Below are 13,186 nucleotides of genomic sequence, written 5' to 3' on the forward strand. Positions count from 1 at the left end.
TCCGGGGGTCGCGGCCCGCCGTGGGCATTACTCGGTGGCGGCCAGCGGCTTGCTGGTGGCAGGCACCTGCTCGCGCGCCGGTCCGAAGACCGAGTAGATGAACATCACCGCGGCGAGGCCGACGAAGATGCCGGTGCCGAAGCGGAACACGTAGAACAGATCGAGCTGATCCTGGATCTGCATGAAGTTCATGCCCAGCACCCGCTGCAGGTGGGTCTGGACGACGCCCGCGAAGGTCAGGGTGAAGGTCATGAACCACATGGCAGAGGTCATGATCCAGAAGGACCACATGTTGAGCACCTGGTTGTAGGGCTGCACGCGGCGCAGTTGCGGCATGGCGTAGGTGATGACGCCCAGCACCAGCATCACATAGGCGCCATAGAAGGCCAGGTGGCCGTGGGCCGCGGTGATCTGGGTGCCGTGGGTGTAGTAGTTGATCCACGACAGGGTGTGCATGAAGCCCCATACGCCGGCGCCGAAGAAGGCCACGGCGGCGCTGCCCATGGTCCACAGCATGGCGGCCTTGTTGGGATGGTTGCGGTTGCCCTTCCAGAACATGTAGAAGGCGAACACCACCATGGCGAAGAAGGGGATCACCTCCAGGGTGGAGAAGATGCTGCCGATGGGCTGCCAGTAGCCCGGAGTGCCGATCCAGTAGTAGTGGTGACCGGTACCCAGCAGGCCGGAGAAGAGCGCCAGGCCGACGATGACGTAGAGCCACTTCTCGATGATCTCGCGGTCGACCCCGGTCATCTTGATCAGCAGGTAGCCGAGCAGGGAGGCCATGATCAGCTCCCATACGCCTTCCACCCAGATGTGGACGATCCACCACCACCACAGCTTGTCCAGCGCCAGGTTATCGGGGTTGTAGAAGGCGAAGAGCCAGAATACCGCGGCCAGCCAGAGGCCCAGCATCAGCACCATGTTGATGGCCGTCTTGCGCCCCTTGAGCAGGGTCAGGCTGGTATTGAACAGGAACATCAGGAACGAGATCGTGATCAGGAGCTTCGACCAGAGCGGCTGCTCGAGGTAGTGGCGCCCCTCGTGGATACCGAACTGGTAGCTGATCAGGGCGCCGGCGCCGGCGATGGCAAACAGGCCCAACTGCAGGTAGGCAAGATTGGGGCTGTAGATCTCGTTCTCGGCCTCCTCGGGCATCAGGTAGTAGGTGCAGCCCATGAAGCCGATCAGCAGCCAGACGATCAGCAGGTTGGTGTGGCTGGTACGGGTGATGTTGAAGGGCATGGCCTCGGACATGAAGTGAGGCCAGACATAAGCGGCGGCGGCGGCGAGACCGAAGACGATCTGCAGCGCGAACAGCGCCATCGCGACCATGAAGAATGGCAGGGCCACCTTCTGCGTTTCATATTTCATCGGTGCGGCTCTCCTGGGTTCGGGAATCCGGTAGGTTCATGGGGTCCGGATCAACCGGCCGGATGAGGCGGCCAGCCCTGGGTGTCGATGGCGTCGGTCCACTCGAAGAAGTCGATCAGGGACTGCATCTCCTCGTCGTTGATCTCGAAGTAGGGCATCTGGCGACGACCCGGTGCACCGGTGGGCTGGGCGCGCATCCAGGCCGCCAATGCCATGCGGGCGCCCTCGGGATTCTGGTGGCCGCCGTAGCGAGTCCAGACGTTGCCGATCTCCGGCGCGAAGTAGGAGCCTTCACCGAGGATGGTGTGACAGTTGATGCAGTTGTGCTGCTCCCAGACGTGCTTCCCCTGCCGCACGGAGTCCGTGAGCGGCTGGGTCGAGGTGTTGACGATGTAGTAGTGGCTGTGAGCCGTCAGCGCGGCAAACACCAGGAAGAAGAACAGCGACCCGCCATAGAAGATGTTGCGGGCCGCTGCCTTTGTCAGGCCTTCGGTCATGGACCATACCCCCTTGCTAGTCTGTCTTCTTGTGGAAGACGACCGTTGGTGCCGACCGCCTCCGCCCCCTTAATATGCATTCTCTATGCATGTTAAAGAGTAGCAGCGAGGGTGCGTCCATGACTTTGACGAGGGTCAATAGGAAGAGGGCCGAATCACTTTGGCAAGCCTTGCCAGACGCGGCGGGATAGGCAGGGCCGGCAGCGCACTGCCGGCCAGGGGATCACTTCTCGGTAAGATCCTCGATCCAGGTCAGGGCGGCCACGCCGGTGGGCAGGCCCAGGGTCGGGATCGCCAGCATGGCCACCTGCTTCAGCGCCTCGGGAGACTCACCCTCCTCCAGGCCGCGGCGAGCATGGGAGTGCACCGCCCCCTCGGAGCGCGCACCCACGGCCAGCGCCAGCTTGACCAGGCGGCGGGTACGGGCATCCAGGGGGCCCGCCTCGGCGCACGCCTTGCCCAGGGCGGCATAGGCGTCCCACACCTCGGGAAACTGCTCGGCGACCTTGCCGGCGCCGGAGGGAAGATCCTGCGGGTTCATGAAGTCACTCCTTGTCGGTGGTTATCGGACACTCCGCCCCAGTATAGGGAGCCTCGACGCTCCGCGTCATGCCGCGCCTGAGCCAGCCGCCAGCCAGGAGAGCGGATCATGGCGGATCGCCGCCCCCAGCATGTAGGCGAAGGTGACCACCGCCGCCAGGGCCGCGACCCCGCGCACCGCGGGGCTGCGCCCGCGCTTGATCGCCAGGGTGCCCAGGCCGATGTAGAGCAGCAGGGCGATCAGCTTGGCGGCCAGCCAGGGGTGGTGCTGGGGCCACATCCCGAGCATCACCATCAGCAGCACGCCCAGGCTCAGCAGCAGGGTGTCGTTGACATGGGGCAGCACCCTCACCCAGCGGCGCTTGAGCCAGGGCGACTCGCGCACCGACCACCAGGCCCGCACCATGAAGAACAGCAGGCTCAGGGTCGCGGTGGTGATATGCAGGTGCTTGATCAGGAAGTAGTGCTCGATCATCTCGAACCTCGCTGGAAGCCTAGCCGTCCTTGCCGTCCGCACGAGTAGTCAGCAGCGGCAGCGTGTAGTGGAACAGGAAGATCAGGTAGGCGATGCACCAGAAGACGATGCTGAGGTTGTAGGTCCAGTGGGTGATCTGGGGAAACATCGCCAGCACCGGCGAGCGCAGCAGGGCGCCGGCGAACATCAGCACCAGCGCCACGCCGATGCCGGGCAGGGTGCGGATCTCGCGGCCGGTATGGCCCAGCGCCACCCGGGACATCATCGCCAGCATCATGGAGGCGATGCCGCCGATGGCCAGGGCATGCAGCGCCAGCTCGACCCGGAACACCCCGGTCTGGGCCAGGGCCCACATCACCAGCCCCACCACGATGAAGGCGTAGCTCAGGTGCAGCCCCCACAACAGCGGCTCGTGCAGGGCGCGCCACCCCTCCCAGCGTGCCAGACGCACGGCGTTGGCGGCAGCCGCCACCAGCATTACCCAGCCCAGCAGGCCCGCCGGCAGCTCGGTGCCCAGCACCACCGCCAGTTGCAGCAGCACCACCGCGTAGATGGACCACAACGAGAGGCGCTCGAGCATCGGCCAGGCGGCAGGCTTTGGACGCCCCAGCTTGAGTGAGGTGAAGAAGGGAATGACCCGACCGCCCAGCAGCACCATCAGGGTAGCGATCAGCAGCACCCCCAGGTAGCCGCCCTCGCGGATCGGCGGCAGCTGGCCGCGCATCACCCCAAGATGCATGGCCAGGTTGGCTACCGCCATCAGCAGGAGGAGCGGCACGAAGATCAGGTTGTGCCACTGGCGCGCATCGACCACCAGACGGCCCATGGCCAGTGCCGACAGGAGCAGGAAGGCCAGGTCGATGGCCATCAGCAGCCCGGAGGGCAACCCCATGGGGAAGGCGATCAGCAGGCGGGCGAGGAGCCAGACGCCGACCAGCCCCAGCAGTGGCCAGCCATGCAGGCTGCGCCGACCGGTCCAGTTCTGCACCGCGGTGAGCAGGAAACCCACCACCACGGCGGCACCGAAGCCGAAGATCATCTCGTGCTGGTGCCACCACATCAGCCCGCCGTGGGGGCGCAGCAGGATATCGCCGTGCCAGAAGGCGAACCACACCACCATGGCCAGCACGCTGAACAGCGAGGCCAGCAGGAAGAAGGGGCGGAAGGCGAGCCGGGCGACGGGGATGCCGGCCGGCTCGGGTTGGGGTGACGTCATGGCAGCTGTCCCGAGGGTTGCACTTGGATCTGACCCATTGTGCCTGGCTCGGAGGCTCCGGGGCCATGACAGGTATCAAGAATGCTTCTTATCCTGACCGATCAATGGCTGGTGCCCTCCTCGTACTGGGTCTTGTTCCAGACATTGTACTTGCCGGAGGGGCGCTTCATGGGCATGCGGCCCAGCCCCTCCAGGGTAGTGGCGTCGAGCCACAGCAGGTAGCCGTCGTCGTCCCAGATGCTCAGCAGCAGGGTCTCGCCGCGGCGGTCGAACTCCACGTGGGCGGCGGTCTTGCCCGGTTCCGGGATCAGCGTCTCGACGATCTCCAGCGACTGCTTGTCGATGACGTGGATACGGTCATGGTGGGGGCCGAAGAAGACGTCAACCCAGGCGTAGGGGGAGTTCTCGTGGCTGCGCATGAAGAAGCCGGGACCATCGGTCTCGATATGGGTGATCAGGGACCAGTCGCTCATGTCGAACACCGAGACCTGCCCCTTGTCGATGTGGGGAATCGCCATCACCCGGCGGCCGTCCAGCTCCCAGGTGATGCCGGCGCCCAGGTGCGGCATGCCCTCCAGGGGAAGGTCGGCCACCTTGCGCTCCTCGTCCATGTCGAAGACCTGGCCGCCCTGGCCGCCGCGGGCCGCCCCCACGATGTAGCGGTACTCCTGGTCGAAGAAGAAGTCGTCCAGGTAGTCGGGGGCCTCCATGCGGTGCAGGGCGAAGTCGCCGACGATGGCCTCGTCGCCCTCGGCGCGCTCCTCTGGCCAGCGGATCTCCCACACCTCGGGAATGTCGCGCAGGGCCGCCACGAAGCTGTTGCGGGGCGGGGCGGTATAGACGGCGCTGACCCGCGAGGACTCGCCATGGAGGCCCTCCACCGGGATCACCGCGATCAGCTCGAGGTCGCGGGCATCGAGCAGCACCAGGCTGTGGGGCAGGTAGTTGCCCGCCAGCACGTAGCGGCCATCGGCGAGACGGCGATGTTGCGCATGTTGATGCCGGCGCGCACCTCGGCGGTCACCGCCAGGTTGTAGATGTCGTACTTGGTCACCCAGCCGTCCCGGGAGCCGAAGTAGACGTAGCGGCCATCCGGGCTGTACTTGGGTCCGCCGTGCAGCGCATAGCGGCTGGGGAAGCGGGTGATGCGCTCGAAGGTGTCGCCGTCCAGCAGGCTGACGTGGTGGTCGCCGATCTCCACCACCAGGAAGAGGTTCTTGAGGTCCTCGACCTCGAACACCGGGGCGTCGGGCAGGCTGCCGTAGGGGTGGGAAAGCTCGTGGCTGGCGAGGATATCGGCCTCCTCCCAGCGGGGCTCGTGCTCCGGCGGCGTGAAGATCCACTCGGCCAGGGCCGCGACCTCCTCCTCCGAGAGCAGTTCGCGGTAGGCGGGCATCTGGGTGGCCGGGCGGCCGTCCCGAATCACCGAGATCGCCTCGTCGGCTTTGAGCCGCAAGAGGTTGTCGGGGAGCAGCGCCGGGCCGATGCCGCCCAGCCGGCTGACGCCGTGGCAGATCGCGCAGTGATGGTTGTAGAGCACGTTGGCATCGGGCGTGTCGGCCAGGGCCGACAGGGCGGGGACGGCCAGCAGGCCGCCCAGCAGCAGGGTGCGCAGAATCGTCACGGCGTGTCTCACAGCGCCACCCTCCCCATCCCGCGCGCCAGGGAATCGATGGCGTCGACGGGCTCGCGGGCCAGGCGGGTCATGGCGGGCGCCAGGGTCTCGGCCAGGCGGACCACCTCGCCCACCACGATCAGGGTCGGCGGCCGGAAGGCCTCGCGTTCGATCACCTCGACCAGATCGCCCAGGGTCGCCAGCACATGGCGCTGCTCCGGGGTCGTGCCGCGCTCCACCAGGGCCACCGGGGTCTCGGCGGGCATGCCGTGGCGCTGCAGCTCGCGGCAGATCAGCTCGGCGTTGGCCAGGCCCATGTAGAACACCGTGGTGTGATGGGGCACCGCCAGGGCCGCCCAGTCGAGGGCCAGGTCACGGTCGCCCTTGCAGTGGCCGGTGACGAAGGTGACGCTCTGGGCGAAGTCGCGATGGGTCAGCGGAAAGCCGGCGTAGCTGGAGCAGCCCGAGGCCGAGGTGATGCCCGGCACCACCCGGAAGCCGATGCCGTGCTCGATCAGGTACTCGGCCTCCTCGCCGCCGCGGCCGAAGATATAGGGGTCGCCGCCCTTGAGGCGCAGCACCCGCTGGCCCTCACCGGCCAGGCGCACCAGCAGGGCGTTGGTCTCCTCCTGGGTCAGGGCGTGGCAGCGCGAGGCCTTGCCCACGTAGTAGCGGCGCGCCTCGGGCCTGGCCATGGCGAGGATCTCGGCGGAGACCAGCCGATCGAACACCAGGCAGTCGGCCTGCTGCAGCAGCGACAGGGCACGCAGGGTCAGGAGGCCGGGGTCGCCCGGGCCGGCGCCCACGATGGCGACCTCGCCCGGCGCCAGCGGCGCCTCGTCGAGGCCGAAGTGGCAGGTCTGGTTGTGTCGGAATGCTGTCATGGCTCGCTCTCCCGGAGCATCACGGTCTGAATTCTCGCTCGACGTTCAGAGCTCGGTGGCCTGGATGGCCTCGTAGGGTGCCGACACCCGCCGCTCGCCGTCGGCACTGGCGCCGATCTCCTCGTTGGTGAGGTAGCAGCCGGGATCCTCTTCCCAGGGGTCGCCGGTCACCTTCCAGGCCCGCACCCGGGTATTGCCGTTGCAGATGTCGAGGATACGACACTCCGCGCAGCGCCCCTTGAGCGGCCGCGGCCGCTGGCGGAAGCCCACCATCAGGGGGTCGCTGGTGTCGCGCCAGATCTCGGAGAAGGGCCGCTCCCGGACGTTGCCAAGGTCGTGGTCCCACCAGAAGGTATCCGGGTGGACGTTGCCGAGGTTGTCGATGTTGGCGATATGCTCGCCCGAGGCGTTGCCGCCCCAGTTGACCAGCCGCTGGCGCAGGGCGTCGGCCTGGTCGGGGAAGTGCTCCCGGGCCCACATCAGCAGGAAGGGACCGTCGGCGTCGTTGTTGCCGGTGACGTACTCACGCTCCACGCCGCGCTCGAGCTCGGCGCGGCAGTGGTCGAAGAGCCGGGTCATGGCATCGCGGGTCATGCGGTACCAGGCGTCCTGCCTGCTGTGGCGCCGGCCGCGGCCGCCGTAGTTGAGGTGCGAGAGGTAGAACTTGTCGACGTCGTGCTCCTCGATCAGCGCCAGGATGTCGCCGAGCTGCTCATAGTTCTCACGGGTCAGGGTGAAGCGCAGCCCCACCTTGATGCCGCGCTCCTTGCACAGTTTCACGGCGTGCATGGACTCGCGGAAGGCACCCTGGCGCTGGCGGATGACGTCGTGGGTGGCCTCCAGGCCGTCGATGCTGATGCCCACGTAGTCGTAGCCGATGGCGGCGATCTGGTCGATGTTGGACTCGTCGATCAGGGTGCCGTTGGTGGAGAGCCCGGTATAGATGCCCAGCTCCCGGGCGCGCCGCGAAAGCTCGAAGATGTCCGGGCGCATCAGCGGCTCGCCGCCGGAGAGGATCAGCGCCGGCACCCGGAACTCCTTGAGGTCGTCGAGCACGGCGTGGGCCTCGGCGCTGGAGAGCTCGCCGGCGAAGTCGATGTCGGCCGAGGTGGTGTAGCAGTGCTTGCAGGTGAGGTTGCAGCGTCGGATCAGGTTCCAGATCACCACCGGCCCCGGCGGCTTGCGGGCGGGAGGGATGGGGGTCGGCTCCATCAGGCTCTTGATATAGCGGGTGACGCGAAACATGGCTTACCTCCTGGGCTCGGGCTTTCGCCCGGCACCGGGTCGGCCGGCCAGTCGCAGGCCGGTCTTCTTGAGAATGCGGGAGCTGTAGAGGATGCGGTGGTCGCGGCAGGCCTCGCCGAGCAGCGCGCGCAGCGCCTCGGCCTGGCGTTCGACCTCCTCCCGGGTGTGGCCGTGGAGCATGGCAAAGAGGTTGTAGGGCCAGTCGGGAAGGTGGCGCGGGCGGCGGTAGCAGTGGCTGACCCCGGGCAGGGTCGCCACCTCGCGGCCGAGGCGGACGATCCGGGCGTCGTCCACGTCCCACACCGTCATGCCGTTGGCCACGTAGCCGAGCCGGTAATGGTTGGGCACCGCCGCGATGCGGCGCACGATGCCCACCTCCTGCATGCGGGCCAGGCGAGCGCGCACCTCCTCGGCGCCGAGTCCGAGCGGGCGGCCCACCGCCCCCCAGGGGTCGGGCACCAGGGGCAGGCCGGCCTGGGTGGCCAGCACGATGGCGCGATCGGTGGCGTCGAGCAGCGAGGGCGACTCAGACGGGCAGGTGGAGACGGACATGGAACTCCTCCTCCTTGGGCATGTTGAAGACGGGCAGGCCGGTCGCCGCCTCGATCTCGGCGATCACTTCCTGGATGCGCTCCGGCGTCTCGGTCGCCAGCACGAACCACATGTTGAGCGCGTGCTCGCGGCGGTAGTTGTGGGCCACCTCGGGAAAGGCATTGACCGCGTCGACGACCGCCTCGAAGTCCCGCTCCGGGACCGCCAGGGCGGCCAGGGTCAGGCCGCCGCCGAGGCGCTCGGCGTGGTACATGGGGCCGAAGCGGCTGAGCACCCCCGCCTCCAGCAGTCGCTCCAGGCGGTAGAGCAGCTCGCCCTCGGAGAGGTCGAGCTCCGCGGCCACGGCGGCATAGGGCGCCGCCACCAGCGGCAGGCCATCCTGCAGGCGGTTGATCAGACGCCGGTCGGCGGCGTCCAGCTCGGCGGCCGGCCCAGCGGTGGCGGGCTGGTGTGTAGCGGTGGCGGGCATGGCGGTCATGGGCGCTCCTCGGCGGTATAGCGGCCGCCGTGCTGGCGGTAGGCCTTGAGGCTGAACAGCACGCGGTGGGGGATGGCCTGCAGCGCCTGGCGCTCGACGATCTCGTCGAGGGCGCCCAGCACGCGCTCGCGACGCGTGCCGTGGATCATGCAGAACAGGTTGTAGGGCCAGTCGGGCAGGCGCCGCGGCCGGCGGTAGCAGAGGGTGACGACGGGCTCGGCGGCCAGGCGTCGGCCCAGCTCGGCCACCTCGGCGTCGGGCACGTCCCACACCACCATGGCGTTGGCGGTGATGCCCAGGGCGCGGTGGCGCACCACCAGGCCGAGGCGCTTGACCAGCCCCTCGGCCTGCCAGCGGCGCACGCAGGCCATCACCTCCGCTTCGCTCAGGCCGCATCGCTCGGCCAGCGCCTGCCAGGGACGCGGCACCAGCGGCAGCCCCTGCTCGACCAGGGCGCGCAGGCGGCGCTCGGCGAGGGGCTCTGCGCAGGCGGGAGCCGGCTGTCGGGCGTTCATGGCGCCTCCAGTTCATGCCAGGGGATCGGGAAGCCGAGGTCGATATGGAACCCCTCGAGCATGGGCAGGCGCAGGATCTCGCGCTCGAGCTCCGCCTCCAGGGCATCGAGTCGGGCCTCGAGGACTTCCTCGTCCGGCGCGGTCATCACGAACCAGAGGTTGAAATCGTGCTCGCGCAGGTAGTTGTGGTTGACGCCCGGGGCGCGGTTGATCGCCTCCGCCACGGCATCGCGCTCCGCCCCGGGAGCCGCCACGGCGGCCAGCAGGCTGGCGCCGGCCCGGGCGTGGTCGAACACCGGCCCCACTCGGCTGAGCACCTCGAGGCGTGCCAGGCGCGCCAGGCGCTCGAGCACCTCCGCCTCGCTGCTGCCCAGGCGCGCCGCCATGGCGGCAAAGGGCCGCTCGCAGACCGGCAGGCCGCGCTGGTAGGCGTCGATCAGTTGGCGGTCCAGGGCGTCGAGTGTGACCATGGGGCGCTCCTTGTGGCGCTTTAAGATGCCTTTCTCGAGCATCTTACCTGCAGGCCGAACCCCGCAAGCGGAGAACTCCGCGGTGGTTGACGCAAGTCAAAAGAGGCATGCGGAATGCCCTTTTATGACCCGATCCCCTTCGCAACCGGCCCGCGGCTTGATATTCATCAACGCAGAGCGACGCCCTGACGGCGAGACTCGGGTATCCGTCACCCCACCTCCTGCGAGCCCCGACATGCCCAAGAGAGCCCTTCCCCTGCTGCTAGTCGGCCTGGCCTGGCTGCTGCCCCAGGTGGCCCAGGCGGAGAGCCGGGACACCGGCGCCCCGAACCCCGAGCGCCTGGAGACCCTGCTCTACCAGGACTGCGGCTCCTGCCACGGCATGACCCTGCGCGGCGGCCTGGGCCCCGCCCTGCCCCGGGACCGCATGCAGACGCTGAGCCCCGAGGCGCTGACGCACATCATCCGCCACGGCATCCCCGGTACCGCCATGCCCGGCTGGGAGGCGCTGCTCAGCGAGGAGGAGGCGCGCTGGATCGCCGAGCACCTGCAGACCGACAACCGCCTGAAGACTCTGGACGACTGATCCCCCGAGGAGACCGCCATGCCGTTGCACCGCCCCTTCAAGTCCCTGCTGGCCGCCGGCGCCCTGTCGCTGCTGGCCGCCGGCCCCGCCCTGGCCGAGCCCGCCGTGGAACTGCGCGGCACCGGCGATCTGGGCGTGGTGATCGAGCGCGCCACCGGCAGCGTGGCGCTGGTCGATACCACCCACAAGCGGGTACTCAGGCACATCGAGGGCTTCGGCGACCTCTCCCACGCCTCGGTGAAGTTCACCCGCGATGCCCGCCACGCCTTCGTCTTCGGCCGCGACGGCGGTCTGACCCGGCTCGACCTGCTCACCGGCGAGATCGACGGCCGCATCATCCAGGGCGGCAACAGCATCGGCGGCGCCATCTCCCAGGACGGCCGCTTCGTGGCGGTGGGCAACTACGAGCCGGGCGGCGTGAAGGTGTTCGACGTCGAGACCATGGAGCTGGTCGTCGATGTGCCGGCCACCTACGAGAAACCCGACGGCACCACCGATCAGGCCAAGGTGGTGGGCGTGGTGGACGTGCCGGGCAACATGTTCGTCTTCAGCCTGTTCGAGGCCGGCGAGATCTGGACCCTGGACATGTCCACCGAGGAACCCGAGGTGACCCGCTATCGCGACGTGGGCAGCATGCCCTACGACGCCCTGATCACCGCCAACGGGCGCTACTACATCGCCGGCCTGTTCGGCGAGGACGGCATGGCGCTGCTCGACCTGTGGCACCCGGAGAAGGGCGTGCAGCGCATCCTGCCCGACTATGGCCGCGGCGAGGAGCGTCTGCCGGTCTACAAGATGCCGCACCTGGAGGGCTGGGCCATGGCCGGCGACCAGGCCTTCTTCCCCGCCGTGGGCCGCAACGAGGTGCTGGTGGCCGACACCCGCGACTGGTCGCTCACCGAGCGCATCGAGGTGCACGGCCAGCCGATCTTCGTGATGAGCCGCCCCGACGAGCGGCAGGTGTGGGTCACCTTCGCCCACCCGAACAACGACCGCGTCCAGGTGATCGATACCCGCACCCTTGAGGTGATCGAGACGCTCTCCCCCGGCGAGTCGATCCTGCACAAGGAGTTCACCCCCCGCGGCGAGCACATCTGGATCTCCGCCCGGGACAGCGGCCACGTGGTCGTCTACGACACCCGCACCTTCGAGGAGCTGGCCCGCCTGCCGGCGGAGTCGCCCAGCGGCATCTTCTTCACCCACCGGGCCCATCGCATCGGGCTGTGAGCCGATAGCGGACTCGCACCACCCACGGGGCGGGCCAGCCATGGCCCGGCCCGTTTCCGAGCGCACCTTCTCCTTTTCCCGGGGGGGCGACAATTCGCCCCATGACAGTGACACTTTTAAGATGTATTTTACATGCATCTTAAAAAACACCCCCCGACGAACGACTACTAAAAAGAGGAGCCAGCCATGCTGACCCCTGCCCAGGAAGCCCTGATCGCAGCCACCGCCCCCACCGTCGCCGAGCACCTCGATGCCATCACCCGGCGCTTCTACCCGCTGATGTTCGAGCGCTACCCCGAGGTGAAGCCGCTGTTCAACGAGGCCCACCAGGTCGATGGCGGCCAGCCGAGAGCCCTGGCCGGCGCCGTGCTGGCCTACGTGCAGCTGCGCCAGGACCGCGAGAAGGTGCGCGAGACCCTGGCCACGGTGGTCAGCAAGCACGTCTCCCTGGACATCCGCCCCGAGCACTACCCCATCGTCGGCGAATGCCTGATGGCGGCCATCGGCGAGGTGCTGGGCGACGCCGTGACGCCGGAAGTCGCCGCCGCCTGGAGCGGCCTCTACGAGGAGCTGGCCGGCCTGCTGATCGAGCTGGAGGAGGACCGCTATCGGGAGTTCGAGCAGCGCCCCGGCGGCTGGCGCGGCACCCGCACCTTCCGCATCGCCGAGACCCGGCAGGAAAGCGCCATGATCCGCTCCTTCGTGCTGGCGCCCGCGGACGGCGGACCGGTGGCCGAGCATGCCCCCGGCCAGTACATCGGCGTCCAGCTCACCCTCGACGGCGAGCCGATCTATCGCCACTACAGTCTCTCCGCTGTGCCCAACGGCCGCACCTACCGGATTTCCATCAAGCGCGAGCCCCAGGGACGCGCCAGCCGCCACCTGCACGACGCCATGGCACTCGGCGACACGCTGGAGCTGCTGCCGCCGGCCGGCGACCTGACCCTGGCCGAGGGTGACGAGCCGCTGCTGCTGGCCTCCGGCGGGGTCGGCCAGACGCCGATGCTGCCCCTGGCCCGCCAGGCGCTGGCCCAGGGGCGCCGCGTGGTCTACCTGCACGCCGCCCTGGATGCCGAGCACCACGCCTTCCGCGACGAGGTCGCGGCCCTGGCCGAGGCCCACCCGGAACGGCTGCACACGGTGACCGTCCACGAGCGCGGCGAGGCGGCCGACCATGTGGGCCGCATCGATCGCGCGCTGCTGGCCAGGCTGCTGCCGGAGGACGCACGCTGCTACACCGTGGGCCCCCAGGGCTTCATGAGCGCCGTCGACCGGGCCCTGGCCGAGCTGGGCGTGCCGGCCGAGCGCCGCCACCACGAGCACTTCGGCCCCTCGCGCCCCCTCGACGCCGCCTGAATCCGTCGTCGTTGCCCCGGGCGCCGTCTGCCACCTGAACTGAAGCGTTTTACCCACCCCAGGAGGACGTCACCATGAGCCTGATCGAACAGACCGTCGGTCGCACCGCCCTGACCCTGCCCGGCGCCACCCGGGTATTTCGCGACCACAACATCG

General features: G+C 68.5%; 14 protein-coding genes and 1 pseudogene. 3 read left to right on the forward strand and 12 right to left on the reverse strand.

All coding sequences use genetic code 11. The features are described 5' to 3' along the window. Positions 1-27: 27 nt before the first annotated feature. The 12 genes and pseudogenes from IBX53_RS11550 to IBX53_RS11610 form a co-directional block, all read right to left on the reverse strand. Entirely contained in the window at positions 28-1,374 is a 1,347-nt protein-coding gene (locus IBX53_RS11550; protein WP_290909339.1) for a cbb3-type cytochrome c oxidase subunit I, read from the reverse strand. 50 nt (positions 1,375-1,424) lie between these two features. Then, a complete protein-coding gene (locus tag IBX53_RS11555) occupies positions 1,425-1,871 on the reverse strand; it encodes a c-type cytochrome (RefSeq protein ID WP_290909340.1) in 447 nt (148 codons plus the stop codon). A 223-nt stretch (positions 1,872-2,094) separates the two neighbouring features. After that, a complete protein-coding gene (locus IBX53_RS11560) occupies positions 2,095-2,412 on the reverse strand; it encodes a carboxymuconolactone decarboxylase family protein (protein WP_290909343.1) in 318 nt (105 codons plus the stop codon). Positions 2,413-2,478: 66 nt separating this feature from the next. Next, a complete protein-coding gene (locus IBX53_RS11565; RefSeq protein ID WP_290909345.1) occupies positions 2,479-2,886 on the reverse strand; it encodes a SirB2 family protein in 408 nt (135 codons plus the stop codon). Between the two features lie 19 nt (positions 2,887-2,905). Further along, the gene (locus tag IBX53_RS11570) at positions 2,906-4,102 is read right to left on the reverse strand and encodes an NnrS family protein (protein WP_290909347.1); all 1,197 of its coding nucleotides are present in this window, start codon (positions 4,100-4,102) and stop codon (positions 2,906-2,908) included. Between the two features lie 101 nt (positions 4,103-4,203). After that, positions 4,204-5,738: pseudogene (locus tag IBX53_RS16265) on the reverse strand (cytochrome D1 domain-containing protein). After that, a complete protein-coding gene (cobA, locus tag IBX53_RS11585) occupies positions 5,735-6,601 on the reverse strand; it encodes a uroporphyrinogen-III C-methyltransferase (RefSeq protein ID WP_290909353.1) in 867 nt (288 codons plus the stop codon). Before cobA ends, IBX53_RS16265 begins: the two are co-directional and overlap by 4 nt. A gap of 45 nt (positions 6,602-6,646) precedes the next feature. Beyond that, positions 6,647-7,846, reverse strand: coding sequence for a heme d1 biosynthesis radical SAM protein NirJ (gene nirJ, locus IBX53_RS11590; protein ID WP_290909355.1), 1,200 nt, complete (start codon positions 7,844-7,846; stop codon positions 6,647-6,649). A 3-nt stretch (positions 7,847-7,849) separates the two neighbouring features. After that, positions 7,850-8,398, reverse strand: coding sequence for an Lrp/AsnC family transcriptional regulator (locus tag IBX53_RS11595; RefSeq protein ID WP_290909357.1), 549 nt, complete (start codon positions 8,396-8,398; stop codon positions 7,850-7,852). Further along, complete coding sequence (locus IBX53_RS11600; protein ID WP_290909359.1) at positions 8,373-8,876, reverse strand: AsnC family transcriptional regulator; 504 nt, start codon at positions 8,874-8,876, stop codon at positions 8,373-8,375. Before IBX53_RS11600 ends, IBX53_RS11595 begins: the two co-directional genes overlap by 26 nt. Beyond that, positions 8,873-9,391, reverse strand: a complete 519-nt coding sequence (locus tag IBX53_RS11605) for an AsnC family protein (protein ID WP_290909361.1) — start codon at positions 9,389-9,391, stop codon at positions 8,873-8,875. Before IBX53_RS11605 ends, IBX53_RS11600 begins: the two co-directional genes overlap by 4 nt. Beyond that, positions 9,388-9,861, reverse strand: coding sequence for an Lrp/AsnC family transcriptional regulator (locus IBX53_RS11610; protein WP_290909363.1), 474 nt, complete (start codon positions 9,859-9,861; stop codon positions 9,388-9,390). Before IBX53_RS11610 ends, IBX53_RS11605 begins: the two co-directional genes overlap by 4 nt. Before the next feature lie 235 nt (positions 9,862-10,096). Here IBX53_RS11610 and IBX53_RS11615 point away from each other — a divergent pair, with 235 nt between their 5' ends. The 3 genes from IBX53_RS11615 (at position 10,097) to hmpA (ending at position 13,030) form a co-directional block, all read left to right on the forward strand. After that, positions 10,097-10,447 (forward strand): cytochrome c, encoded by a 351-nt coding sequence (locus tag IBX53_RS11615; protein ID WP_290909365.1) that lies wholly within the window; start codon positions 10,097-10,099, stop codon positions 10,445-10,447. Between the two features lie 18 nt (positions 10,448-10,465). Next, positions 10,466-11,674 (forward strand): cytochrome D1 domain-containing protein, encoded by a 1,209-nt coding sequence (locus tag IBX53_RS11620; protein WP_290909367.1) that lies wholly within the window; start codon positions 10,466-10,468, stop codon positions 11,672-11,674. A 186-nt stretch (positions 11,675-11,860) separates the two neighbouring features. Continuing rightward, positions 11,861-13,030 (forward strand): NO-inducible flavohemoprotein, encoded by a 1,170-nt coding sequence (gene hmpA, locus IBX53_RS11625; RefSeq protein ID WP_290909369.1) that lies wholly within the window; start codon positions 11,861-11,863, stop codon positions 13,028-13,030. Positions 13,031-13,186: the final 156 nt, after the last annotated feature.

Source organism: Halomonas sp., assembly GCF_014859505.1.
Classification (GTDB): domain Bacteria; phylum Pseudomonadota; class Gammaproteobacteria; order Pseudomonadales; family Halomonadaceae; genus Halomonas.

What these genes read in the sequence shown, in the direction of transcription:
- IBX53_RS11550 (WP_290909339.1), bottom strand. Translation starts at nt 1,374, where the DNA reads ATGAAATATGAAACGCAGAAGGTGGCCCTGCCATTCTTCATGGTCGCG.
- IBX53_RS11555 (WP_290909340.1), bottom strand. Translation starts at nt 1,871, where the DNA reads ATGACCGAAGGCCTGACAAAGGCAGCGGCCCGCAACATCTTCTATGGC.
- IBX53_RS11560 (WP_290909343.1), bottom strand. Translation starts at nt 2,412, where the DNA reads ATGAACCCGCAGGATCTTCCCTCCGGCGCCGGCAAGGTCGCCGAGCAG.
- IBX53_RS11565 (WP_290909345.1), bottom strand. Translation starts at nt 2,886, where the DNA reads ATGATCGAGCACTACTTCCTGATCAAGCACCTGCATATCACCACCGCG.
- IBX53_RS11570 (WP_290909347.1), bottom strand. Translation starts at nt 4,102, where the DNA reads ATGACGTCACCCCAACCCGAGCCGGCCGGCATCCCCGTCGCCCGGCTC.
- cobA (WP_290909353.1), bottom strand. Translation starts at nt 6,601, where the DNA reads ATGACAGCATTCCGACACAACCAGACCTGCCACTTCGGCCTCGACGAG.
- nirJ (WP_290909355.1), bottom strand. Translation starts at nt 7,846, where the DNA reads ATGTTTCGCGTCACCCGCTATATCAAGAGCCTGATGGAGCCGACCCCC.
- IBX53_RS11595 (WP_290909357.1), bottom strand. Translation starts at nt 8,398, where the DNA reads ATGTCCGTCTCCACCTGCCCGTCTGAGTCGCCCTCGCTGCTCGACGCC.
- IBX53_RS11600 (WP_290909359.1), bottom strand. Translation starts at nt 8,876, where the DNA reads ATGACCGCCATGCCCGCCACCGCTACACACCAGCCCGCCACCGCTGGG.
- IBX53_RS11605 (WP_290909361.1), bottom strand. Translation starts at nt 9,391, where the DNA reads ATGAACGCCCGACAGCCGGCTCCCGCCTGCGCAGAGCCCCTCGCCGAG.
- IBX53_RS11610 (WP_290909363.1), bottom strand. Translation starts at nt 9,861, where the DNA reads ATGGTCACACTCGACGCCCTGGACCGCCAACTGATCGACGCCTACCAG.
- IBX53_RS11615 (WP_290909365.1), top strand. Translation starts at nt 10,097, where the DNA reads ATGCCCAAGAGAGCCCTTCCCCTGCTGCTAGTCGGCCTGGCCTGGCTG.
- IBX53_RS11620 (WP_290909367.1), top strand. Translation starts at nt 10,466, where the DNA reads ATGCCGTTGCACCGCCCCTTCAAGTCCCTGCTGGCCGCCGGCGCCCTG.
- hmpA (WP_290909369.1), top strand. Translation starts at nt 11,861, where the DNA reads ATGCTGACCCCTGCCCAGGAAGCCCTGATCGCAGCCACCGCCCCCACC.